Raw genomic sequence first — 25,491 nt, 5'->3', positions numbered from 1 at the left:
ATGTGTGCGGATTCTAAGCTAGTCTTACTGTTTCTATTGTAGCTTTTTTCTTAAGCATTTGGCAAAATCCCTTGTAATTCAATAGATTCTCGCTGACATCCTCCGCATTTCACTCTACCCAGAAAAAGCCGCAGCGAATCTCAGTTTCTAAATGGATTCGCTGCGGCTTTACACAATTCCTGCTATTTTCTTAATTCTGCACCAAAAGTTTGTTGAAGGGACGATAATAGCTTATCGTGTACTTCTCCAACCTCTTCATCTGTCAATGTATGTTCACCGTGACGATACAGAAGTGAGATCGCAATGCTCTTCTTCCCACTCTCTAATTTGCCGCCAGTGTACACGTCGAATACCTGAACGGATTGTAGCAAAGTCCCTCCGTTTGCACGGATGGAAGCTAGCAGATCGCCCGCTGGTACAGTTGAATCAACAACCACAGCAATATCCCGTTCCATTCCCGGGAAACGTGGAAGCTCATTATATTGCAGACGGCTGTGCGTGTTATCATACAGCGGCTGCAATAAAATCTCAGCGACATAGGTATCCACTAGATCAAGCTCTCTTTGCAGTTCCGGATGGAGCTGACCCATCGTTCCGATCTTCACACGACCCTCGTCTCCGAGCAGGTACACAGACGCGGAACGTCCAGGATGATATCCTTCTGGACTGTCTCCCTCGTAGATGATTCTGTCTGTAAGACCCAAATAAGCAAACACCGATTCTAGCGCACCCTTCAAATCAAAGAAATCGACAGGCTGTGCTGAAACGTTCCATTGCTTCACGGTTAGGCTACCGCTAAGCAACAAACCCAGCACTGGCAACTCACGCGGCTGGCGAGTCAACTGTTCTTCATCCGTGAAGAAGACATTGCCGATTTCAAACAACGCTAGATCGCTTTGACGACGGTTGGTATTGTAGCTAGCAATATCCAAAAGTTGTGGCAGAAGGCTAGTACGCAGTACACTGCGTTCTTCACTCATTGGCATAGCCAATTTAACCGCTTGTGAGCCTTCTGATAACTCAGGGAACATTTTGCTTTGTGCCGGCTGGATGAAGGAGTAGCCCATCACTTCCTGATAACCGCCATGCGACAACAGGCGACGCAGTTCACGGCGGAGTGATTGCTTATGCGTTAATGCACCTGGCGTTGTAACTCCTTCAATCAGAGTCGTTGGAATATTGTCGTACCCGTACAGACGAGCAATTTCTTCGATAAGGTCAACATCATAGTTGATATCGCCACGTCTAGTCGGCACCTGAACTTCGATCAGCCCTTGTGCAGTATCACCACACTTGAAATGAAGACGTCCAAACAATGTCTTCACTTCTAGCAAGGACAGATCTGTTCCGAGATAACGGTTCAGCTTCTCCAAGGACAAAGTCAGTACCTTCTCTTCAGTTGCGACTGTTCCTGCTTGAACAATTCCTTCATGCACAGATCCGCCAGCATAACGTGCAATAAGTACTGCTGCGCGGTTCAATGCAGGAATAACTGCATTTGGGTCCACTTCTTTCTCGAAACGAAGGGATGCTTCCGAGCGAAGCCCCAGTTGACGCGAGGTTTTACGAACAGTTCCTCCATCAAACTTAGCGGATTCCAGAACGAGATTTACCGTTTCAGCAGTAACTTCTGTATCCTGTCCTCCCATTACTCCAGCCAGAGCTACTGCTTTAGCTCCATCAGCGATAACGAGCATATGTGGCTCAAGCTTCCGTTCTTGGCCATCAAGTGTAGTCAGGACTTCACCTTCATGAGCAAGACGAACGCCGAGTTCTCCGCCTTCGATTTTATCTGCATCAAAAGCATGCAGCGGCTGTCCGTATTCGAGCATCACATAGTTAGTGATGTCTACGATGTTGTTAATTGGACGAATCCCTGCCGCCATCAGACGATTCTGAATCCACAGCGGTGATGCTGCAGGTTTAACACCCGAGATATAACGAACAGCGTAGTGACTGCAAAGTTCTTCATTCTCAATCTTAACGGAAATAGATTTAGCAGCTGCTCCGCTGATCTCAATGATTTCGCCTGCTGGATTAGGCAATTTGATCTCGCGTCCAAGAATCGCGCTCACTTCATAAGCAGCACCAATCATGCTTAGACAATCTGAACGGTTCGGAGTCAGATCGAATTCCAGAATCTCATCATCTAAACCCAGCAACTTTGAAATATCTTGACCGATCTCTGTTCCCTCTGGAAGCACAAGAATTCCTTCTTGTTGCTCTTTAGGAAGCAATTTATCGTTCAGTCCTAATTCTTTAGCTGAGCAGATCATCCCTTGCGATAATACTCCGCGCAGCTTTGCTTTTTTGATATCCAGCCCTGGCAGCTTAGCGCCTACAAGAGCTACAGGAACGGTTTGTCCTTCAGCCACATTTTTTGCGCCGCAGACGATTTGCAGATCTTCACCTTGACCTGCATCCACGATACATATGTTCAGCTTATCAGCATCAGGATGCTTTTCCTTCGATTTCACATAGCCGGTTACGATGCCCGAAATCCCTTTATTGCGGCGCTCTACTCCGTCAATTTCAATGCCGGCAGCGGTAATCTTCTCCGCTAGCTTTTCGGCGGTTACTCCTTCAATCGATGTATAATCAGCCAACCAACCGGTTGATACTTTCATGTCCGCTCACTTCCTTTATGTTTCAGATGTATTTATCTACTTGCCGTTCGATCTGCTTCCAGTCGGAGGCTTGATTAAGAGCTCTCAATTTCAACTGCAAAACACTATTAAGAGCGGTCCCTGCAAGGAATCTTTGGACTTCCGGCCGCTGTTGTCCCCAGATTTCTTGATCTAAACCGCTCTTCGCGGTGGAAATCCGGGGACAAAGCTTATGCTTACGATGCTAGCTTTCCTACGGAAAGCTTTCAGGCGGTCGCTATCGCTCCTACAGTTCCAAAATTCCTTTCCGATCCTAGCTTAATAGGGTTTTTACAACATGAAATCAAATGCTCCAAAATCCATCCTCCTAACCCGTCAGCCAGCTCGCCCACCAAAAATCTAAACGCCCTTGAACTGCTTTACAAAACTCATATCGTTGTTATAGAAATGACGAATGTCATCGATGCCGTATTTAAGCATAGCAATCCGCTCAACACCCATACCGAATGCGAAGCCGCTATACTTAGCAGGATCATAGCCACCCATTTCCAGAACATTTGGATGCACCATACCCGCGCCAAGAATTTCTAACCATCCGCTTTGCTTGCACAGTCTGCAACCATCGCCGCCACATTTGAAGCAGCTTACGTCCACTTCAACGCTAGGCTCGGTGAACGGGAAGAAGCTCGGACGAAGACGAATGCCTGTATTCGGGCCGAACATCTCCTGCACGAATTGCTGCAATGTACCTTTCAGGTCACTCATCCGAATGTTGCTTCCGATAACCAAACCTTCGATTTGATGGAACTGGAAGGAGTGCGTTGCATCGTCATCATCACGGCGGAATACTTTACCCGGGCAGATGATTTTAACCGGAACTTCACCATTCATAGCCTGCATTGTACGAATCTGTACAGGAGACGTTTGAGTACGCATGAGCAGATCATCCGTCAAATAGAAGGAATCCTGCATATCACGAGCCGGGTGGTTCTTAGGCAGATTTAAGGCTTCGAAGTTATAATAATCGGTCTCCACTTCAGGACCTTCAGCCACACGGTAGCCCATACCAATGAAAATATCCTCAATTTCCTGAACCACTCTGCTAAGCGGGTGAATGCCCCCTTGCTGCATGCGGCGGCCAGGCAGGGTTACGTCGACTTTTTCAGCCTGCAGACGCTGTTGTGTCTCCTGTTGTTGAAATGCCTCTTGCTTCGCTCCAATAATCTCCTCAATCGCACTACGCACCTGATTCGCTACTTGCCCGATAACCGGACGCTCCTCAGCACTAAGTCCTCCCATACCACGTAGAACTTCTGTAAGCTCACCTTTTTTACCGAGATACTTCACTCTTAGGTCATTCAGAACCTGTGGATCCATAACCTCCTGCAACTTAGCCAGTGCTTCTACCTTCAATGCTTCCAACTTCTCTTTCATGGCCGTGTACAGCCCCCTTCAATCATTGTCTAGTTCAAGCTAAAACGCCTTCGGCGTCCTTTAAGGACGGTATGCGTTATTGCGAGAATTATAAGGAAAAGGTATAGCGTGAAGCTTATACTTTCTTATAATTCAACAAAAAAAGGCCTTTCCTCCCGGTAAGGGACGAAAAGACCGTGGTACCACCCTTGTTAGACAAGCTGATCTGTTCCCCTTAAGAGCTTCATTCCCTCTTTTGGCTGGACAGATACCTATCTCACTTTATACAGAAATAACGGTCTGTGACCGGTTTCCCCTACGCTTCCTTACAAGGCAATCTTAAGGAATTCAAGGAACTGCTCCGGAGTGAACTTCGACAGCTCTGTTTCCTAGAAACGCTCTCAATCACCGGCGTCTCCTCCCTGTAAGTCAGGCACTGTGTACTCTTCTCCATCAATGCATTTCACAATTCAATCTAATTGTCAGGTATCTCTTTAATGTAAGAGATATGTCTATTTATTATATGCAAAATCTGTCGTTTTGACAAGTTCAAGCATAATTAGGGCAATTTTTATCTGGCGTTAAGCTGGCTTTAAGGTTCAGAGCCGTTTTGGGGACTTTTTTTCAGCTAACGTTCAGCGGAGCTTGATAATTTCCATTATTAAGAAGGCATATCTCATCCTCTCAGGAGCTCCTTCGCAGACTAAGAACTTATCATATTGGGAGGAAATCAAATTTTTGATATCATGCGAAATGTTCACGATCCACTCTTTTTTCATCCGGTCCAGACTTTTCCGTTTCCATTCGCTTGCCCGCAGCTCCTCGGTCAGCTTGACATTGTAAAACACGTCCTTTAGATGCCCCTCGTTTCGGAAAAAGAGCAGCAACTTTAAACCTGCCGCTCTTCAGTAATCATCTTCCCCGCCCTGCCATTACTATATCCATATATTGAAACGAGCGTATTGGACAGAGACTTCCTTATTCTTATTCTTCGGCAAAAAATTTCGTCATCGGATTAGCGATCTTTGTGCCTGTTGCGATGTTGCCTGCTTTGTCCAAGACGTAATATTGATAAAAGTCGCTACTATAACTGACCGCATACAGCATCTGCTTCGCAAACAATTCGACTGCATTGCTACTTAAGGCGTCGCCGTTCCAGAAAAAATGTAGCAGCAGGCGATCTTGATTATATGGATGCTTAATAACGTATGCGCCCGAAGAAGCTTTTTGGTTCATCTTACTTTTCCAGTCGAAGCCGATGGCTTTCAATTTTTGTATGATTCCGGGTTTAAGTGCCTGTATGAATCCGTTCGTTTTGACACTGCCGATGGCGATAATGTTGCTGGTTCCGAGCTCCCTATTCAGTTTTATCTTGAGTGTTTGTCGATCAGAAATCACCTCATATGGAATGCCCATAATCCCAAGTGTGCCTTCAAGCTGCGCTAAAATCGTCTGCTGCTGCTTTTTCGCTATGGTACCTGCCTGATCACTTAGCACGATTGTCAGCGGTTCGCCTTGCAGCGCCTTATCCACAATGCGGCTCATCGTTTCCGACGGAAGATCCGTAACTTGGGCCAGGGACGAATGGTATGTGTTTTTGAACTGCTCATGCCAATACGCGGCTACTTCCGCCTCGGACAATTGATATTCGGGTTTCAGGACAAAATCCGAATCATACAGTATCTTGTCCATTTCTTTTCGTGCCTCATCACCGAGCGTATCCTGGATCGTCTGCATAAGCCCTTGGATCGTGGCGTTTTTATACTTATACCGCTTGAAATATTCCTGCATAAAGAAATCGAATTTGTCCTCTCCCTCCATGCGATACAACTGGTAGATGGCCTGGCGTCCTTTATTGTAAAAAGTCGGACTTTCCATGTCTCCCACCTCTGTATTGGTTGAGACGATCGGCTTGTCTATCCAAGACACATCATCGATTTGGATCGACTTGAACCCGTTCATATCATCACCCTGCATTTCAGCGAAATACACCCTCGAGAAGTCGGCAAACCCTTCATCCAGAAACGACTCTGTCTCCGAGTTGTTGCCGATCAAGGCATGGAACCATTGGTGGGCGATTTCATGCACGAACACGTCATCATGCGCTGGATCGCTGTTCGCCCTAATCTGCCCCATTTGAATAACCCGGGCAAACTCGACTGCCACACCCTCTACGTACGACTCTGCGATGCGGAACTCAGGGTAAGGATACTTCCCATATTTTTCGCTAAAAAACTGAATAGCTTTAAAAGCGGTGTCGATGTATCCGTCGACGAGTTTTTTCTTGTCAGGCATGTTGTCAGAGTAATAATATTCAACCGTGAGGCCATCCCGCTTAACGCTCTCAACCTTATAATTCGGGCTGGCAAAAAAGACGAGCTCCCGGGTGTTATCAGCTACGGCGGTTATGATTTTACGGCCGGACTCCTTCGGGTCGACCTGCGTTGTTAGGTTCCCCGGCATCAGCATTTGATAGGCTTCCGGGACATTAAAATGCACTTCGAAATCTGATGAATCGTAATAATCCGATTCGAAGGCTTTACTGTACTGCGTTTTATCCCACTCATGTTTGTTCTCGTCATAGACGGACATAACCGGAAACCAATGGGCACCGTTAATGATGTCTTTGTAGTAGGACAGGCGCTGCATGCCGTAAGGGATTTTTACCTCAAAGCCGACTTCGACCGTCACCGCTTCGCCAGGCTTTAGCTCCTGCTTCAGTTCGACGGTTAATGCCTGATTGCTGTTTGATAAAACCAAGGATTGCCCATCGGCCGCCGCGCTCCGAATGTCGATGCCGCCCAGAAAGTCTTCCGGCTTCTTCTGCGGATTTTCCTTGCGTATCTCCTCGTTGTTTCGCTCAAACATTGATGTTTGGGTCGCTTTGGACCGGTTGGCGTCGGCAAACGTATGGAACACGATCTCTCGCAGCGTATCATTTGAAGTGTTCCTGTAAGTGACGGCTTCGCTTCCATGGATGCGCATGTTATTCTCGTCAAGCCGGGCATCAATCCGGTATTGGACTGGAGCATGAGCCTCTGCATCCAGGGCAGACGTAGCGGATGAAGCCGCCGGTGCGGCCAAGGCCTGTGTGGTGGTGACAACGGGGAAGGCCGCGAGTGTAAAAGCCAGCGAATAAGCCAGCACTTTTTGGGATACTGATTGGATGGTTGTTCGATACATAGAGTCTCTCCCTCATAATATGTTTAATTGACTAGATCCGGATTCACCGTATGAAGCATTTATTTCTCGGCTCGGCTCACTTTTGATTTGCTTGTGCGGTCAGGTCACTATCCTGTACTTCCTGAATATAAATCCAATAGTAAAGACCGCACCTTACACCGTGTTAAACCCAACCTTACAGAAACCTTAAATTTACGCAAAAACCCTCAGGACGCCTTTATTGCGTCTCTGAGGGTTTATCATTTGAACTATCCCGTTTTATAAAATCTAGAGTGTTGTTGCTAATGACAAGTTGTTCTGTTTATACAAAGCCGTATGTTCAATACGGCCTCTATATCCTCGTAAGGATTGTTCTGACTCCAGCTGCACCCCCGGAAGGAATACCTCAAAGCGAAAGCTTTTTATCATCTGGTTAATATGTCCGGTTATCTACTTCCATTGCGGCCAGTTCCTGAGGGTAAATATCTTCTGCTGGAACCATACGTTTGGGGAGGGTCCGGCCCGACATAATCTCTTGGGTAGCTTGCATTAGTAAAGGACCCAAGAGCGGATTGCATTCAACGACAGCATTAATGTTCCCGGCAATCATCTGTTCAAAGGCACGGCGTGTCCCGTCAACTGAAATTATTATAATATCAGTACCCGGCTTCAGTCCGGCCTCCTCAATGGCTTCAACTGCACCAACGGCCATGTCATCATTATGGGAGAACAGCACCTGCGGCCACTCATCTTGAGGCAGGCTCAGGTATTCCTGCATGATCTTACTCCCTCCTGCCTTAGTAAAATCCGCAGGGCGGGTAAGTGTAATTTCAAAGGTATTTCGCCCCTTTATCGTCTCCCGAAACCCGCGTCCGCGGTCAATTGAAGGGGTGGATCCGATAGTACCCTGAAGTTCGGCAATTTTGATTTGTCCGGTATGATGCCGCATTTTGTCCAGCATATATTTAGCGGCCTTCACCCCTTCTTCAAAGAAGTCAGAGCCTATGCAGGTCACATAAAGTGAGTGGTCTTGCACATTAATAGAACGGTCAAGAATGATGACGGGTATGCCTGCCTGCTTTACTTCTTCTAAAATATCATCCCATCCGGTCTGCACAACAGGGGCAATTGCAATGATATCTACATTGCTCTTCATAAATGAACGGATGGCTTCCACCTGCTTTTGCTGAGATTGCTCAGCATTCTTCATAATTAGTGAAATGCCCGCTTCCCGAGCTGCCTCCTTAATGGAATTCGTATTTGCAGCTCTCCATGTACTCTCCGAGCCCAACTGGGAGAATCCGAGTAATATAGTTTTGGCTGCAGGCAGATCTGCCTGCGGAGGATTATTGATCTTCAAGGGGATTTCCGTAGGCCTGAGCGAAGGTTCGGCACTCCTGACCCCTGCTCCGAAGCAGCCAGTCAGGAACACAAACACTAAGCAGACTATCCATTTCCCTGCTTTCACTGAACTCTCCCCCATTTTGGTAACGGTTGCATTTATAAACGAATACTATCGGGAACCCAAGAAAACGGAGCCCGATGGTAATTGTAGCAACAATTCTATAGTAAGAGCAACTGCTACTGCCTTAGGATAGAACGTCTTGCACTAAGAATTCTCTGAAACAGGATAAAGGTGAAGAGCAGCAGACCGATAACAATTTTGGTCCACCAGGAGCTGAGTGTACCATCGAAACTGATTAAGGTTTGGATTACGCCCTGAATTAGCACACCGAAGAAGGTACCAAGGACATAACCGACGCCTCCAGTTAGTAACGTTCCACCTATGACAACCGCAGCAATCGTGTCAAGCTCAAAACCAACTGCATGAAGCCCGTATCCCGATAGCATGTAGAATGTGAACACGACGCCAGCCAAAGCTGAACAGAATCCGCTAAACGCATATACCAGCACTTTGGTTCGCGCAACCGGAAGCCCCATCAGCAACGCCGATTGTTCGTTTCCCCCAAGAGCGTACACATTGCGGCCAAATCGCGTATAATGCGCGATGAAGATAGCGGCGGCTGTGACAATCAACGCAACAATAGCACTAATTGAAATAAAGCTGCCACCCGGGAGCGTGATCTTGGTCTGCGCTACATTCGTATAGAAAGCGTTATCTATCGTTATCGTATCAATGCTGATTACATAGCACAATCCACGAGCCAAAAACATTCCCGCTAAAGTCACGATAAAAGGCTGAATTTTAAAATAGTGGATAATGGCTCCCATTCCCGATCCAAAAACGGCTCCCATAAGAAGTACTAGCGGAATAACGACTGCTGGAGACCATCCTTGCTGCTGAATCAGGCTCGCTGACACCATTGTTGTAAGAGCGATGATTGAGCCGACGGACAAATCAATACCTCCGGACAGAATGACAAAGGACATGCCGATGGCGGTAATCAGCAGAAAGGCATTATCCACGAAAAGGTTCATCAGTACCTGCAGAGAGAAAAAACCGGTATATCGGAAAGAACCTGCAGCAAACATGGCCAGAAACAGTGCAATCGTTACAATAATCGGAATATACTTGCGTTTAAGAAACATGGCGTGCAATCTCCTTTTCTCCTGGATAATGCCGCTTTTTCCACCGCAAGGCAAGTGCTGCCCGGAAGGCAGATGACTGGATCAAGCAGACCGCCAGCACTACAAACGCTTTGACTACCAGCGTGATTTCCGGCGGAACACCGATCATATAGATTGTGGTGGTCAGCGTTTGGATGATCAGGGCTCCGACAACAGTTCCAAGTAAATAGAAGCGTCCGCCGTTTAGTGATGTTCCGCCGATAACGACTGCCAGGATGGCATCTAGTTCATACCACAGCCCTGCGTTATTTCCATCTGCGCTGGATACATTTGAACTCAACAGCAATCCGGCTATACCGGCACACAATCCGCAGAATATATATACGGACATCATCACCCATTTGGCACGAATACCCGACATCAGACTTGCCATCGGGTTACAGCCAACCGATTCAATAAACAGCCCCAGTGCTGTCTTTCTTGTGAGCAGTACGGCTGTAACAAGAACGGCGGCTACTACAAAGATGGAGAACGGCAAAGTCGCCAATGAACCGGAGCCGATATAAGTGTATTTATCGCTCGTCACTGTGATAATCTGTCCGCCAGTAATGAGTTGGGCTATTCCGCGCCCGGCCACCATAAGAATTAAGGTGGCAATAATCGGCTGAATGCCAGCGACTGACACCAGCAGCCCATTCCATACCCCCAGAAGGAGAGATAGCACCACTGCCATTAGTACCGATATCAGAATCAAGGACAGCATATTCTGATCCGAGCCTTTGCTAATGGAAAGACAGGCAATAGCTCCCGATATAGCCACGATTGATCCGACGGACAAATCAATCCCGCTCGTAGCCACAACCAGAGTCATTCCGATCGCCACGAGTACCAAAGGGGCGCCAAAGTTGAGAATATCGATCAGACTGCCGTATAAATGCCCGTCTTGCAGCGTAATCGAGAAGAAATCAGGAGAATAAAAAAGATTAAATAGCATCAATGCAGCCAGTACGCACAACGGCCAGAATAAATGATGTTTATAAATGGTTTTCATATGATCTCAGCTCCCTGCTATTGCCTGCATGATTGTATGCTGGCTCATATCCTTGTCTGAAATTTCCGTTACTTTATGCCGGTCCCGTAGGACAACGATTTTGTCGCTGACGCGAATCACTTCTTCCAGTTCGGAAGAAATAAACACAAAGGACATTCCTTGGCGTGAAAGTGACAGTACCAGCTTCTGAATCTCCGCTTTTGCGCCAATATCTATCCCGCGGGTCGGTTCGTCCAGAATAAATAAATCCGGCTCAGTTAACAGCCATCTGGCGAGTAGCACCTTTTGTTGATTACCACCGCTTAAATTCTTGATCAGGTGATCGGGATTGGGCGGGTTGATATTAAGCATACGGATATATTCCTCTGCAACTTCGTCCTGACGCTTTCGGGAAATGGTCTTGAACCAGCCCAGTTTGGCCTGCAGGGCAAGAATTATATTTTCCCGGATCGTAAGATCTCCAATGATGCCTTCAGTCTTTCTATTTTCTGAACAGAAGGCAATCCTCCGATGAATAGCCTCACGCGGCGAACGTACGTTTTCCCCTCCAATAGCAAACGTTAGCTTACCGGTATCGGGCTTATCGGCTCCGAACAATAACCGTGCAGCTTCGGTCCGGCCCGAACCCAAAAGACCGGCAAGGCCAACAACTTCTCCCTTAGAGATAGACAGATCAAACGGTTCGATGGCTCCCTTCCGACCCAGTCCTTCAGCTTTGAGTAGCTCCTCTCCCGCTTTATCCTTATTGGTTCCTGAAAGAACAGGAAGTTCCTCCAGCAAATTCAGTTCCTTGCCGATCATCTTCAGAACAAGATCCAGCCTAGTCAGATCTTTTGCCATATGCTCCCCGGCAAATTCCCCATTTCGCAGGATGGTTACCCGGTCGGAGATTTCATACATCTGATCCAAAAAATGAGTAACGAATAGAATCGCAAGCCCGTCACTTTTCAGCTTCCTCACTACACGGAATAATTGTTCGACCTCATTTTTGTCCAGACTGGAGGTGGGTTCGTCCAGAATCAGAACCTTTGCGGAAATATTTAGTGCCCTGGCAATAGCGATTAACTGCTGTACAGCAACGGAATACATGTGCAGAGGTTGAGCCACGTCTATATCTAGATTCAAACGGTCCTTTAGCAGCACTTCCGCCTTTCGGTTCATTTCTTTCCAAATGATGCGGCCCAGTTTTCGGGGCTCTCTCCCGATAAATATATTCTCTGCCACTGTCAGATTGGGGCAAAGATTGACTTCCTGATACACTGTGCTAATGCCGGCCGCCTGTGATTCCAGTGGATTGTGCACCGTTATAGGAATGCCTTCCATTTCTACAGTTCCGTCATCAATGGAATATACGCCGGTCAGTACTTTGATCAACGTTGATTTTCCTGCGCCGTTTTCACCCATAAGCGCATGTACTTCTCCGGGAAAAAGGCGTAGACTTACACCGCTAAGTGCTTTGACTCCCGGAAACCGTTTATGAATATTGATCATTTGCAGTATGGGCCTTGCCATGCTCATATCATCATCCACTCCTTGGTTTAATGAAGCCACTCCGTGAACCTGGTCACCAGCTACGGAGCGGCGGTGTTAAATAGGTCAGGATTAATATTGACGGCTTGGCAGAGCTTCCTTGGCCTGCTCGGAAGTAAATGTCGTTTCTTCGGTCACAATACGGGCTTCAACCGTTTTTCCATCGACAACATCCTTAACCACTTTCATTAATTGAGGTCCAAGCAAGGGGTTACACTCGACGATAAAGTTGATTTTTCCATCGCTGGCAGCCTGCATTCCGTCTTTAACTGCATCGACCGAAATGATTTTAATATCTTCTCCAGGTTTCAGTCCGGCAGCTTCAATCGCTTGGATTGCACCCAGCGCCATATCATCGTTATGCGCATAAAGAACATCAATATCCTTATGGGCTTTCAGAAACGCCTGCATAACTTCTTTCCCCTTGGCCCGTGTAAAGTCTCCTGTCTGGGAAGCAACAATCTTAAGCTTAGGATTGCTGGAGATCACTTCCTTGAATCCCTGCATACGGTCATTAGCCGGAGCAGAGCCTGTGGTTCCCTGCAGTTCAACGATATTTATGTCTTCTGCGGCATCCTTATATTGGTCAGATAACCATTGACCAGCCTTCCGTCCTTCTTCTACAAAGTCAGAACCTAGGAATGTCACATATAGCGAAGTGTCCTTCGAGTCGACGGCACGGTCAGTCAGAACCACCGGAATTCCTGCATCCTTGGCTTCTTTAAGTACAGTGTCCCATCCGGATTCCACGACCGGCGAGAAGGCGATAACATCCACCTTTTGCTGAATAAATGAGCGAAGTGCCTTGATTTGGTTCTCCTGTTTTTGCTGTGCATCCGAAAACTTCAGCGTATAACCGGCATCTTTGGCCGAATCCTGTATCGATTTGGTGTTCGCACTGCGCCAGCCGCTTTCTGCTCCTACTTGTGAGAAGCCGAGCGTGATACTCTTAGACGGTTTCGCTCCGGAACTCCCTGCATTCTCTCCGGCAGTATTCCCGTTATTTCCAGCATCTCCGCCGCCGCTGTTACTACCGCAAGCTCCAACGATCATCATGGACAAGCTTAACGCTAACACAGCACCCATTTTTCCGAGTCTCTTCATAAACTGTTGTCCTCCCCCTTATCAATCACCATTACCTGGTGTTGGCCTGATTATAAATCGCTTACAAATCAACCTGATACGGACAGTCTTTAGCATTTGTTTATATTTTTTGGTTTTTATTAAGAACAGGTCTCTTTTGGTGTAATTTTTTAATTAAAAAGTGTGAATATTGGTTGCGCTTTCTTTTTTGCTTCCGAATAGGTCATAGTTGGTATAAACTATAAGTTGCATGAACCATACTCCGTATGAGAGGAACCTACTGATGAGGATCAAGCGCTGGATCTCGTCCAGCCTGAGGGCAAAGTTGCTGGCCTTGTTTATTGTACTCACCACCATACCGCTAATGACTGTGGGAGTGATCTCTTATCAGAAATCCTACAATTCAGTTTCCAGTCACAGTAAGGCCTCCAGCATGCTCCAGGCTGATATGCTTGGAACAAATATCGATAATATGTTTAAAGATACCGAGAGGCTTCTAGAGTTAAGTAATAACCCCAAGGTTATTCACTTCCTCTTCTCACAATCGGAGACTTACGAGGAAGCCAAAGACATTCTTCAGACCTTTGCTCTATACCGCGACACCTACAAATATGAGAATGTTCTCAACATCAGCTTGATTAACCGTTATGGGAAAGGGATCAGCGAGCGCAGAGGGATTTTCCAGTCCAATATGAATCCGCTGCGGGATCAGCATTTTCAGACACTCGCGCAGAATCCTGATTCTGTGCTGAGAATTCCGCCGGCACTGATTACGAGCAATGAACGAATTGACGGTTTTACCTATGAAGATCAGGGAGTCATTTCGATTATGGCAGCGGTCAGACAGCAAATTACACATGAGGTCATCGGATTTATTACCGTGGATCTGGATGATTCGTTTATCAAAACGTTCTGCGACCAGGTCAAGATAGGTAAGACAGGTTTTTTTTATATTCTTGATCAGCATAGCAATCCAATCTACGTTCCTCCTATAGACAACGCTGACTGGAATATCATTCGAAAGACAAAACTTCCTTTTTCCGATCAGCCTGACGGATTTGTGCTTAGGACTGACAAGATGCCCCGGTTCATCGTACATACCGCTTCTCTTTACACGGGTTGGACAATTATCGGTATCGCTCCCTTGCAGGAAATTGTTGCCGAAGCTAATAGCATCAGGCAGCTGATCATAGTGAGCGTGGTACTCAGCATTGTATTTGCTATCACTCTGCATTATCTGTTGACCAAAAGGCTTACCCGCCCTATTCAGCTCCTTCAGCACAAAATGAGGCTTACCGCAAGCGGTTATCTCGAGGCCAAAGTCAAGCCGGTCGGAACGGATGAAATCGCCGATCTGGGACAAAGCTTTAACATCATGGTGGAGAAAATAAAAGAGCTTTTGGAGCAAAGTATACGTAAACAGCAGCAACTGCAGAAAGCGGAACTGCGTACGCTGCAAGCCCAAATCAATCCCCACTTCTTATACAACACCCTTGATTCCATCATCTGGATGGCGGAAGCGGGCAAAAGCGACGCCGTTATCCAACTCGTGAAAGCGCTATCCGACTTATTTCGGATTAGTTTAAACAAAGGACGGGACTGGGTGATGATCCACACTGAGCTGGCTCATGCCCAGAGCTATCTGGTAATTCAGCAGATGCGTTACCGGGATATCCTTGAATATCGAGTTGAAGTCGATCCTGAAATTCTGGAGTATCCGATTCTAAATATGACTCTCCAACCCCTGATAGAAAACGCTTTGTACCACGGTATTAAAAATAAAAGAGGTAAAGGCTTGATTATCATTGGCGGTTATATGGAAGATTCGGCGGTGATTCTTACCGTTAAGGACAACGGTATAGGCATATCCACAGAGCGTCTAGCATTGCTGAAGCAACAGCTGGAGCACCCTCTCCAGTCTGAGGAGGAGGAGCCTACCGAAGGTGGTTTTGGACTGCAGAATGTGCATCAGCGCTTACGGCTTTATTTCGGTAGTGAATATGGAGTCCTGCTGGAAAGTATCGCAGGTACAGGTACGACAATCTCTGTGCGGATACCTAAGAACAGGGGGAACTTGACATGAAGAAGGTCATGCTCGTCGATGATGAAATTCTAATCCGTGAGAGTATCCGGGATTCTATAGATTGGAAGAAGGAAGGATTCTTCTATTCCGGTGACGCTCCCGACGGTGAGCTGGCACTGCCGCTTATTGAAGAACAAGTACCCGACATTCTGATTACTGATATTAAAATGCCTTTTATGAACGGACTTGAATTGACATCCGTGGTCAGGCAAAGATTTCCCGACATCAAAATTATCATTTTAAGCGGCCATGATGATTTTCAGTATGCCCAGACTGCGCTCCGGCTTGGCGTTGAGGATTATTGCCTGAAACCGGTCAGCGCTGCGGAACTTATTCATATGCTGCATGCTGTCAGCGCCAGAATTGACGAAGAGCATCGGTTAAAACAAAAAAATACGTACACCCCTGACAAGCTGTATGCTGATCTATGCGGAGGCCTAATCGGCACTGGAGCCGCCATCGAGGCGGCAGCTCAACTGGACCTGATGCTTATGGCTCCTTATTACGCAGCCGTTATCCTGTCCTTTATTCCATCTTCCCTTAATGAATCGGATATGGACCAGTCTCAGGTTCAGGCTGCTGAGCAGTTGCTTGTAAACACACTGATCGAGTATCCTGAACTCTGCTTTTTCAGGCGGAGCCGTAACGAAACAGTGGTTATTCTGAAGGGCGGCCAGCCGGATCAAATTTCCGGCAGAATGGATACTCTGATTCAAGTATTGAAGCATAAAAAATTCCATGCAGACTTGCAACTGTCTATAAGCTGTGGAGATATCCATGAACGTCTTCAGGGGATACATCTTTCCTTCCAGGAGGCTGAGGACGACAGAATGTTCAAGAAGCTGTCTAGACAGAACAAAGAGGCAATGATAGAGGCTTCGATCGATCATTCTCCTGACAGTGTGCTGCTAGACCGCAATCGTCTAATTGATTTTTTAAAGCTGGGCACTCCTCAGGAGGCCCCTGGCTTTATCCGTCAGTTTGCTTCCGGACTTAATCAGATAAACTGGAATTCCATGTATGCCTACTACCTGATCAATGACATCACTTTAGAGTTAGTCCAGACAGCAAAGCTAACCTTCCGTTCTGACAGTAATCCTACAGAAACGATGCAAGAGCTGCAGAAGAAAATCCAGAATATTTCCAGGGGTGAAGAATGTCAGGATTATTTCCTTGAAGTATTCGACCGGCTCTGGAAATGGCGGTCTGAAGGTTCTGGAAAATATGGAGAGTTGATCGAGAAAGTCAAACTTTACATCCGGGAAAATTATCACAATGACCAGCTCTCCCTTCATGAAACTTCAAAACAGATCGGAGTCAGCTCCAGCCATCTCAGCAAAGTTTTCAGCCAGGAAACCGGGCAGACAATGACAGAGTACTTAACTGCCACTAGGATTGGCAAGGCGAAAGAAATGCTTAAAACAACCCGGTACAAAACCTTTGAGATCGCTTTTCAGGTAGGCTACAACGATCAGCATTACTTCTCTAACCTGTTCAAGAAAGTTACCGGAATGACACCAATGGAGTACCGCAAACAAGGACATCCGAGTAAACTGGCAGAAACCAGCGCCAAAGGAGGGAAACGGATGTGACAGTCCGCTACCAAACGTTTAAGACACTGGCGCTGCTATTGGGGTTCACCTTTATTTTCAGTGGGTGTATAGGGACCAAGAGCGGGGTGAATGTCCGAGAACCGATTGACGAGGTACCTACAACCGCTGCAAGCGGCGGACCCCGGCTAACCTTCGGCATAATCTATCCTATGGTAAACGATACGTACGAAATGGTAACGGAGAATGCCGAAGCTGCAGCCGCCGACCATGACATCAAAGTTATAGTTCAAGCTCCGGATGAGGCAAACCTGGAGCAGCAGATTCGGATCATGGAGATGATGATCAAGCAGGAGGTTGACGGCATAGCCATCGATCCTGTTGACTCTGAGGCACTGATAGATGTCATCAACAAAGCTGTATCCAGCGGGATCCCGGTTATATGCTTTGAGTCCGACTCCCCGTCCAGTCAGCGGAATGCGTTTATCGGAGCTGATAACTATAAGACCGGTATTGTGATCGGTCAGACCGTAGACACACTGCTTGGCGGCAAGGGTATGATTCTGGTCCAATCCGGGATGCCTCATATGCTTGGGTTGACCCAACGGCTACAGGGACTTCAGGATTATGTGGCGCAGCATACAGAGATAGACATGCTAGAAGTTCGTCATAACGACGGCAGCGAACCAAACGCCATTCTGCAGTTGGAACAAATGATAACGGATCACCCGCATTTCAGTGCGCTGATCAATTTGGATTTCGTGTCGAGTTCCAGCTCTGTGCTGGTCTGGAAGGCTAAAGGACTAAATCGCTATAATGTCGCGCTGGGTCTTACCCCCTATGTCAACCAATCCATTGAGAATGGCCAAATTACCCGCATCATCTCGCAAAATGAGCAAAATTGGGGCCAAGCGATCATCAATAACTTACGTAAACTGGCTCAGGATGAGACATTGCCAGAGTTTATTAATACGGAAATTACAGAAATACGCAACTAACCGGTTCACACCAAAACAAATGGCATTCCCTTCCGGGGAATGCCATTTGTTGTGCAAATGTTGCTTTATTCTAATATAATCCTGACTTTTTCATCAGCTCTTGGGTCAATTTGGCCGCTTCTGCGCGGGTAATATTTCCTTTGGGCACCAGGGCGGAAGTACTTCTTCCGGAGACTATACCCGCCCTCAGGCTATCTGCAACTCCGGATTGTGCCCAGTCGGAGACGCTAACTGCATCTTCGTACCCTTCCAGCATCTCTTCCGCTGTCCGTCCTGTCAGGTTATTCTTCAGTCCGGTGAGTTCCATCGCTCTGGCTGCAATGACCATGGCTTGTTCCCGCGTAATCTTCTCGTCAGGACGGAAGGAGCCGTCCGCATAACCTGTGATAAGACCGAATGCTTGCGCGGTCTTCACATTATCGGCGTACCAATCCGACGCCATAATGTCTTTGAACATCAGCTCTCCTCCATCCGGTTGAAGTCCAAGTACCCGTACCAGCAGTGTGGAGAATTCAGCCCGGGTGATTTCTGCATCCGGATTAAACAAACCGCTTCCGGTTCCGACCAGAATCATTCGGGAACCGAGGTCATCTACGCTCTCCTTCGCCCAGTGCGTATTCACATCTGCAAATTTCACCGAATTTGAGACCACTGCATAGGTGCTATTGGTTAGGCTGCGGATTTTCGCGTATACTCTTCCATTCTCTGTAACTACTTGGGTTGGTACCTGACGAACCTCACCATTCGCTTCAATAACGATACCGGTGGTAATTTGGTTAGCGGTTATTCCCTCAGCAAGGTTGATCACACGCTCCACATATCCATTAAATGAAGGGACTTCCTTAACGATAGATCCGCTTACAATGGAAACCTTAAAATCGAGTAAAGCTGAGCTCAGTGTAAAGCCTTTTGCTGCTGCCGATTTCTCAGCTGCCCTTGTCATCATCGTTTCCGGTACGCTGATTTCAATTTGTAACTTCATATTTTGCATATCAACCAAAGTTCCTTGTGATCCCAACGTGTTCATTTTGATTTTGGAGACAGGAACCTTATAATCTCCCTGGCTGGTCCGCAATTCGATTACGATCTTTTTATCCTGAAGCTCCTTCAGCATATCTGTGTTCAGTTGAGCAACTGCACTGTCCGGATTTGACATAACCGTAATCGAGATTACCTCAGCTTCACCAGCTGAGGTGAGCCAGGCTTTCAGCTTCTGCTGGTCAAGTATAATAGTCGTTACTATACGGCCTTGCTGAGTCGTCGTTTCTGCCGTACCCAAATCTACTCTACTACCACCAACCCTGATTTCAGCATCTTTACCGCCAGGTAATGTTGTCGGTGCCGCTGATGGGGTCAATGAAGAAACAACCGTTGGAGATCCAGATGGAACTGGTGATGGAACTGGTGATGGAGCAGCCGTTGGACCGGTTACCGGAGGCGGGGTGCTTCCAGCGTCTTCAGTCTTTACTGTAACCGTGCTATGAGTAGTCATCGCTTTTCCGCCAGCGGTAACCGTTAAGATCAGGGTGCCCTCCCCGGCCGCAGTGCCCTGTATTTTCACCGTGTCTTTATCGCTGTCACCCGTAATTTTAATACTTCCAAATGCTTCCCAGTGGTATTCCGGCTCCGACGCATTCAACGGGCTTAACTTAGAACCAAACGTTAACGAACTGTTCAACTCGACAGTTGCAGCTCCGCCGGTTATCGAGACTGATTCCAGCGGAATGACTTCCGGTTCGATAACGTTCTGCGTAAACTGCCAGTAATCCATGCTAAGAGAATCCTGGCCTTCTGCCGTAAATGTGAAGAAGATGTTGTGAACTCCGGTAATTGGCGCGACGGTAGTCTTCAGTACTTTCCATTGATTCTCGCCTCCGGTTGGCGTCACTTCCAGCGTTCCGATTACTGTACCGATTGGACTGTCCTGCCGAATTTCAATGGTGCCTCCGGTAGCCGATGCAACGCTGGCTTCAAATACGCTCGCCCCATTCATACCGAAATCTGCACTTGCAACGGCAAACCAATCTCCATTATCCGCATCCGTTATATTCAAATTGATGCTATCCACCATACTTCCAGGCTGTAAGGATTTCTCCGTCACAATTCCCGCTTGCCATGCGATCGTTTCTGCCTCGTTTCGCTGATAAGGGTTAAGATTAGCTGTCTGTTCTACGCCTTCCATATCTCCTTTAATTGGTTTGATAAACCCGTTGTCATAAAAATCCACTTTATTAAGGTGTGTGGAGCGATATCCTTTTGTATTATTCATAGCTTTTCCAAGAGTTTGTGCATGATAGGTTACATACCACTGATCCTTAAATTCGAATATGGCATGATGGTTGTTTCCGCCTACACTGAAAAATACGCTTGGATTTTGCAGTATCGATCCCACGTAAGTAAATGGCCCCATCGGATGATCACTGACCATGTATGCTATCTCCCCCTTCGGCGGTGAGCCTTCCGGATGAGTGCCCGCGAAATTGGAGCAATAAGAGTAATAGTACCTGCCGTTATATTTGTGAATGCCGGAATCCTCGAAAAGGTACGGGGCATCTATAAGTGTCGCAGAACCCACAGTGCTGATCATGTCCGCACCCAATTGGATGACTCTGCCACTCTTTGGATGGGCAACCTGCTCTTCTGTTGGATTACTACCACCGGGAATCCCCCCGCCAAAGTACAGATAACCCGTTCCATCATCATCCACCAGCACCGCCGGGTCAAACATCCACACCACTCCGTTCGTTCCAGGGACACTGCTGTTAATAAAAGATTTGCCCAGCGGATCGGTCCAAGGCCCGATCGGACTATCAGCAGTAAGAACACCAATACTGGAAGCGTTATTGGCAAAGTACAGGAAAAATTTATCCTTTCCAGAGATCACCTTATGGGCAACAGCTGGAGCCCAAGAGTTGTTGGCCCATTTGGCGGCGCCATTCTGGCCCGCTACCGGAATCTCGCCGTGATCTGTCCAGTTGACCATATCGTTCGATGATATAACACTGATGGTGTTGATTTTGGAGTAGCTATTATCTTTAACGTTTCCGTTAGCGTCATATTCAAAAGCATCGCTTGTCATATATATATACACTCTACCGTTATAAACGAGAGCATATGGATCAGCTCCGAACTTATGACTAACCAGCGGATTCGCATACCCGGGCACCTTGGCAAGCGCATTAGTGCTAAGGGCTTTTATTTTAATGTCAGCTGTTGCTTCGCTCACGTTGTAAACCACATTATTGCCTCCGGTTTTGATGTAATCCGTTCGGATGGTATCCGTCCGGTCCTCCGGAATAAACTCTTTAACTTTAAGTTTAATGGTGGCAAACAAATCAGAGGAAACATTTCTGAACCCCACTTTGCTGCCTGATACCTTCAGCTCCAGCCTTTGACCGGAATACGCATAGGATGGCGTACCACTAATATTGTCTGTGGCAAATGACACGCCAGTTACCGACAAGGAATCAGGAATATAGAAGGAAGCTGAAATACTGCTGTACGCTCCATCCGGCAATGCTTCCAGCTTTACCGGAATTTCAAATTCTATGTTCGGAGCACCTATAACCTCTGGGGCATCTCCTAGTTTTGCTCTAAGAGCAAGAGCGGATTGCCCAGTACCAGTCATTTTATCGTGTACTCTGAAATAATCAAAATCGGTGTAACCTCCTGTCATTTTGGTAGCGTAATTAAATAAAGCATAACGGTAACCCATAAAATGAGGCAGGGTATAAGACATTTGCAGGCGTTCTCCGATTGCTGTCCAACTTACTCCGTCAAGACTGTAATAGAAGTATGCCCTGTCTGCCCTTTCCTTGAAATCCATATCAATCTTCAGATAAACTTTATTTTGAGTCAGTGGAACACTTGCCATTTCTTTTGGCTGTTCGCCGCTGCCGTTGACCATTACGATAGATTTAGAAGTGCCCGAATTTTTTACAGCGACGTAACCATAGTTTTTCTGGAACGCTGCAAGACCTGCTACATCCCCGTCCTTCATATGATCCGTATCAATCGCAATATAGCCTGAACTTTCCGGTCCAAAAGTTCTTTGTGTCAGTGTATTCCGTGCATCCAGAATTCCGGTGCTTTTTCTTCCGGTTGTAAGCCGTAAGTAGCCCGGACGTTGAGTCAGTGACCAGTTATTGTTATCCGGGTTATGGTTCCACTGCCACGCCAGCGCCAGATTGGAGCCGTTATATTCACTCTCTCCCGGTTTCTGAATATCAGGAATTGGAGCGGCTGAAGCCGAAAAGGAAATATCATCAACATAAAAGTCCATCAGATCTGCAACAGGATCAGGGGTTCCGGACCATGGTGTCTCTATAAAAATAAAAGTATGGGATAAATCTGCGTCCGCAGGGAGTGTATAGGTGCCTTTGACCGTTCCCCATTCCCCCTTTTTGACAGTAGCCGAACCAAGCACCTTTATCCCCTGCCAGCTCGGGCCGTTCTGAATATTGAAGTTAAACTGCTTCTGATCGGGTCCCGTATCATACCTGACCCTGGCCGAGAAGGAATAAGTAACGCTGGTATTGACCTTTCCGGTAATGATCTGCTTGGGTCCGTCCCCGGTCGCTTTACGTCCTGTCGCCTTCAGAGAGGATGATCCGCTGCTATAGACATCTGTGGTAACTGACACGGAGGCCGAACCAACAGCGGCCCAAGGTTCGATACCGCTTTCAAAATCACTGTTAAGGATAAGCTCTGAGACTGAGGTGTCTGCAAAGGAAATATCATCAACATAAAAGTCCATCAGATCTGCAACAGGATCAGGGGTCCCGGACCATGGTGTCTCAATGAAAATAAAAGTATGGGATAAATCTGCGTCCGCAGGGAGTGTATAGGTGCCTGTGACTGTTCCCCATTCCCCCTTTTTGACAGTAGCCGAACCAAGCACCTTTATCCCCTGCCAGCTCGGGCCGTTCTGAATATTGAAGTTAAACTGCTTCTGATCGGGTCCAGTATCATACCTGACCCTGGCCGAGAAGGAATAAGTAACGCCGGTATTGACCTTACCGGTAATGACCTGCTTTGGTCCATCCCCGGTTGCTTTACGTCCAGTTGTCTTCAAAGCGGATGTTCCGCTGCTATAGACATCTGTTGTAACTGACACGGAGGCCGAACCAACAGCGGTCCAAGCTTCGTTACTGCTTTCGATTCCGCCGTTAACCAGAAGCTCCTTCCCCGATCCTGCAGCTGCAGCAGAAATATTCACTGCTGATACGGCTGAAGATAAACTTGAAGTGCTGTCTGGCAGGTTGTGCGAGGAACCTATCCGGTCCGGACGTTGATAGAACTCAACTCATCTGAGGATACGATATTTGATTCTGTTTCAAGCGCCGGAATTGAGAGTTCGGCCGGAACTTTGCCGTTGACACCAAATACCGGCCACCCGTCCTTCCATGTCACAGGAACCAAATAAGGAATACGTCCGACTGAACCGCGGTCTCCAAACAGAAAGGCATACCAATCTCCGGAAACTGTATCAATCAGTCCGCCTTGAGCAATTCCAGCATCCTTCAGTACGACTTTTCCTTCATACGGGCCGTCAATTTGGTCGGAGCGAAAAACCAGCTGTGTCCGCATCCCTCCATTCGGCCAGGTAATCAGAGAGATATAATATTTCCCGTTGATTTTCTGGATATGGGAACCTTCAGCAAGAAGGCCGACATTCGGTCCTGCCACAAGACTCGAATCCTTTATGATGACTTTGTTCATTCCGCCCTCCTTCACAGCAGTGGCATCCGAAGTGAGCTCGACAATGCGGATATCGCCACCTCCATAGACAAGATAAACTCGCCCGTCGTCATCGAAAAGAAGGGACATATCATGATAGAAAGGGATGGAAGAGTGTGTCCAGGGCCCTTTTTCAATATCGGTTGTTTGGTAAATATACGTCCTTCCAGTGGAGTTCGAAGAAAAGACAACGTAATATTTGCCATTATGATACCTGATACTGCTAGCCCAAGAGCCTTTTCCATACTCGTTATTTGTGTTACTCAATCTTTGATTGTCACCCTCATCCAGAATATCATATACATAATTAACAATATTCCAATGCACAAGATCATAAGATTTCATAATCGGAACACCAGGGTTCATGTGCATGGTCGTGCTGGTCATGTAATAGGCATCACCCACACGAATGACATCTGGATCCGGCACATCGGCCCAAATAATAGGGTTACTGGCAGCTCCCGTTTCTTTGGGGACTTCCTCTGCATAAATGAATCCGGCCGGTACCAAATTCAGCAGTAGTGCAATAGTTGTTAATAACGATATTAGTTTTCTTCCCATTATGCCGATTCTCCTTTGATTAGATATATACAAGAAATGAAGCGCTTTCTAATATTCTGTAACAAACCATCTTAGCTCATTTATCCGCTTGCACTCCCCTCTGATTATTATTGCTTTACTTTAGTCAAATTCGAGTTCATTATAACTTGGCTATGTGAGAATCACGATGTAATATCTTTTTTGAAAAGTGAGGTTTTTTTCGTTTTTCAGAACCGATTCTCTTCACTGGCACAAGCAAAAAAACAACCGCCAAATAATCGGTTGTTTAGTCGTGTCTCAAGACTTCTGCAGATCCTATGTTCTCTTTTCGATTAACCCTTAGTATTCTCCATTGCCCTGCTGTCAAGAATGTGGAGCTTCCGCTAATTTACCGTGGTCTCTCACATCGAGAACGCAGAGAAATTGCACAGCAAGCGAAGGGGATCATTCGAATTCAGAATGGTAACCTCGTATAAGATCGGAGGAATGCGAGGTGAAATTGGCTCTAAAAAGTATTTACAGCAGTAAAGTAAGAGCTTTTTTAACGATGCTGGATATTATTATTGATGTATCATCCGTTGTCATCCTCGTTTCTGTGGGGCAAGGAGGCAGTTGGTTACTAGGAAAATACACTTCACTTACTGTATCCATTGCATGGGATATGGTAATGATATCCTTTGTTTTCTCCTTGCTTATCGGCGTGATTTTCGGAATGATGCCTGCGAACAAAGCCGCTCGACTTCGTCCCATTCATGCACTACGTAACGAATAGTTACTTCAAAGTCAGCTGCCCCAGTCATAATATGATTGTGGCAGCTTTTTTAACTAACAGAACGTATATTTTTTGGGCATCTGCAAAGGACCTGAGTAGGCATCGAAGCAAAGCCGGGTATCATTTACGGAGCAGTTGGGTAATAGGATTTATGGATTTGAATATAGATAAGGCAATAGGCCCATCCCCTAATCATTTAAATTTTTATTATTGATATTTATTTGAGGAAGCGATTGCTCTATAAGTAGGACGTCCTATATACTTGTTGTACGACAAACTGCGATCCACACACAATTTATCTTTCCCATGCCTCATTTCCCACTATGTTAGAACACCTCTTTTTCAATTAATTACTCTCAACATCTTTGCCTAAAAATAAAAATACACCTGCCACAGATAATAGTTACGCAGGTTATACGTTAGAAGCAATAAGAT

Annotated in this window: 14 protein-coding genes, 1 pseudogene and 1 other annotated feature; of the genes and pseudogenes, 5 read left to right on the top strand and 10 right to left on the bottom strand. The window is 46.7% G+C overall.

Annotated features, from left to right (window positions below):
- Window positions 1-182: 182 nt before the first annotated feature.
- The 8 genes from pheT to R50345_RS08045 form a co-directional block, all read right to left on the bottom strand.
- On the bottom strand, window positions 183-2,627 hold the full coding sequence (gene pheT, locus R50345_RS08085; protein ID WP_042125572.1) for a phenylalanine--tRNA ligase subunit beta: 2,445 nt from the start codon (window positions 2,625-2,627) through the stop codon (window positions 183-185).
- Between the two features lie 378 nt (window positions 2,628-3,005).
- Window positions 3,006-4,040 carry a phenylalanine--tRNA ligase subunit alpha gene (gene pheS / locus R50345_RS08080; protein ID WP_042125570.1) on the bottom strand — a complete coding sequence of 345 codons (1,035 nt, stop codon included), beginning with the start codon at window positions 4,038-4,040 and terminating at the stop codon, window positions 3,006-3,008.
- Between the two features lie 158 nt (window positions 4,041-4,198).
- Window positions 4,199-4,485 (bottom strand) — a binding site (T-box leader).
- Window positions 4,486-5,003: 518 nt separating this feature from the next.
- On the bottom strand, window positions 5,004-7,202 hold the full coding sequence (locus R50345_RS08070) for a M1 family metallopeptidase (RefSeq protein ID WP_042125567.1): 2,199 nt from the start codon (window positions 7,200-7,202) through the stop codon (window positions 5,004-5,006).
- A gap of 412 nt (window positions 7,203-7,614) precedes the next feature.
- Window positions 7,615-8,649, bottom strand: coding sequence for an ABC transporter substrate-binding protein (locus R50345_RS08065; protein ID WP_231574086.1), 1,035 nt, complete (start codon window positions 8,647-8,649; stop codon window positions 7,615-7,617).
- A 113-nt stretch (window positions 8,650-8,762) separates the two neighbouring features.
- Entirely contained in the window at window positions 8,763-9,731 is a 969-nt protein-coding gene (gene yjfF / locus R50345_RS08060) for a galactofuranose ABC transporter, permease protein YjfF (protein ID WP_042125565.1), read from the bottom strand.
- Window positions 9,721-10,761, bottom strand: a complete 1,041-nt coding sequence (locus R50345_RS08055; protein ID WP_042125563.1) for an ABC transporter permease — start codon at window positions 10,759-10,761, stop codon at window positions 9,721-9,723. The genes yjfF and R50345_RS08055 overlap by 11 nt, the downstream gene beginning before the upstream one ends.
- Before the next feature lie 6 nt (window positions 10,762-10,767).
- Window positions 10,768-12,279, bottom strand: a complete 1,512-nt coding sequence (locus R50345_RS08050) for a sugar ABC transporter ATP-binding protein (protein WP_042125560.1) — start codon at window positions 12,277-12,279, stop codon at window positions 10,768-10,770.
- A gap of 84 nt (window positions 12,280-12,363) precedes the next feature.
- Window positions 12,364-13,395 carry an ABC transporter substrate-binding protein gene (locus R50345_RS08045; RefSeq protein WP_042125558.1) on the bottom strand — a complete coding sequence of 344 codons (1,032 nt, stop codon included), beginning with the start codon at window positions 13,393-13,395 and terminating at the stop codon, window positions 12,364-12,366.
- A gap of 262 nt (window positions 13,396-13,657) precedes the next feature.
- Here R50345_RS08045 and R50345_RS08040 point away from each other — a divergent pair, with 262 nt between their 5' ends.
- Genes R50345_RS08040 through R50345_RS08030 form a run of 3 tightly spaced genes read left to right on the top strand, consistent with a single transcriptional unit; the run spans window position 13,658 to window position 18,005 of the window.
- A complete protein-coding gene (locus R50345_RS08040; RefSeq protein ID WP_042125556.1) occupies window positions 13,658-15,457 on the top strand; it encodes a cache domain-containing sensor histidine kinase in 1,800 nt (599 codons plus the stop codon).
- On the top strand, window positions 15,454-17,049 hold the full coding sequence (locus R50345_RS08035) for a response regulator (RefSeq protein WP_042125554.1): 1,596 nt from the start codon (window positions 15,454-15,456) through the stop codon (window positions 17,047-17,049). The genes R50345_RS08040 and R50345_RS08035 overlap by 4 nt, the downstream gene beginning before the upstream one ends.
- Window positions 17,046-18,005 (top strand): sugar ABC transporter substrate-binding protein, encoded by a 960-nt coding sequence (locus R50345_RS08030; protein WP_042125552.1) that lies wholly within the window; start codon window positions 17,046-17,048, stop codon window positions 18,003-18,005. Before R50345_RS08035 ends, R50345_RS08030 begins: the two co-directional genes overlap by 4 nt.
- 70 nt (window positions 18,006-18,075) lie before the next feature.
- Here R50345_RS08030 and R50345_RS32195 read toward each other — a convergent pair whose 3' ends face one another.
- Together R50345_RS32195 and R50345_RS08020 are read right to left on the bottom strand one after the other, a co-directional pair.
- Entirely contained in the window at window positions 18,076-23,223 is a 5,148-nt protein-coding gene (locus R50345_RS32195; RefSeq protein WP_081954032.1) for a carbohydrate binding domain-containing protein, read from the bottom strand.
- Window positions 23,224-23,279: 56 nt separating this feature from the next.
- Window positions 23,280-24,305: a glycoside hydrolase 43 family protein gene (locus tag R50345_RS08020; RefSeq protein ID WP_052414521.1), complete on the bottom strand. Its 1,026-nt coding sequence runs from the start codon at window positions 24,303-24,305 to the stop codon at window positions 23,280-23,282.
- A 296-nt stretch (window positions 24,306-24,601) separates the two neighbouring features.
- Between R50345_RS08020 and R50345_RS31870 the strand changes: the two genes are divergently transcribed.
- Window positions 24,602-24,760, top strand: a complete 159-nt coding sequence (locus R50345_RS31870) for a hypothetical protein (RefSeq protein WP_231574084.1) — start codon at window positions 24,602-24,604, stop codon at window positions 24,758-24,760.
- A gap of 194 nt (window positions 24,761-24,954) precedes the next feature.
- Window positions 24,955-25,056, top strand: a pseudogene (locus tag R50345_RS32420) (hypothetical protein); the annotation flags it as partial.
- Between the last annotated feature and the right edge of the window lie 435 nt (window positions 25,057-25,491).

The organism is Paenibacillus sp. FSL R5-0345, from assembly GCF_000758585.1.
In the GTDB taxonomy this organism is placed as follows: domain Bacteria; phylum Bacillota; class Bacilli; order Paenibacillales; family Paenibacillaceae; genus Paenibacillus_AQ.
This window is presented reverse-complemented; position numbering and strand designations above follow the sequence as displayed.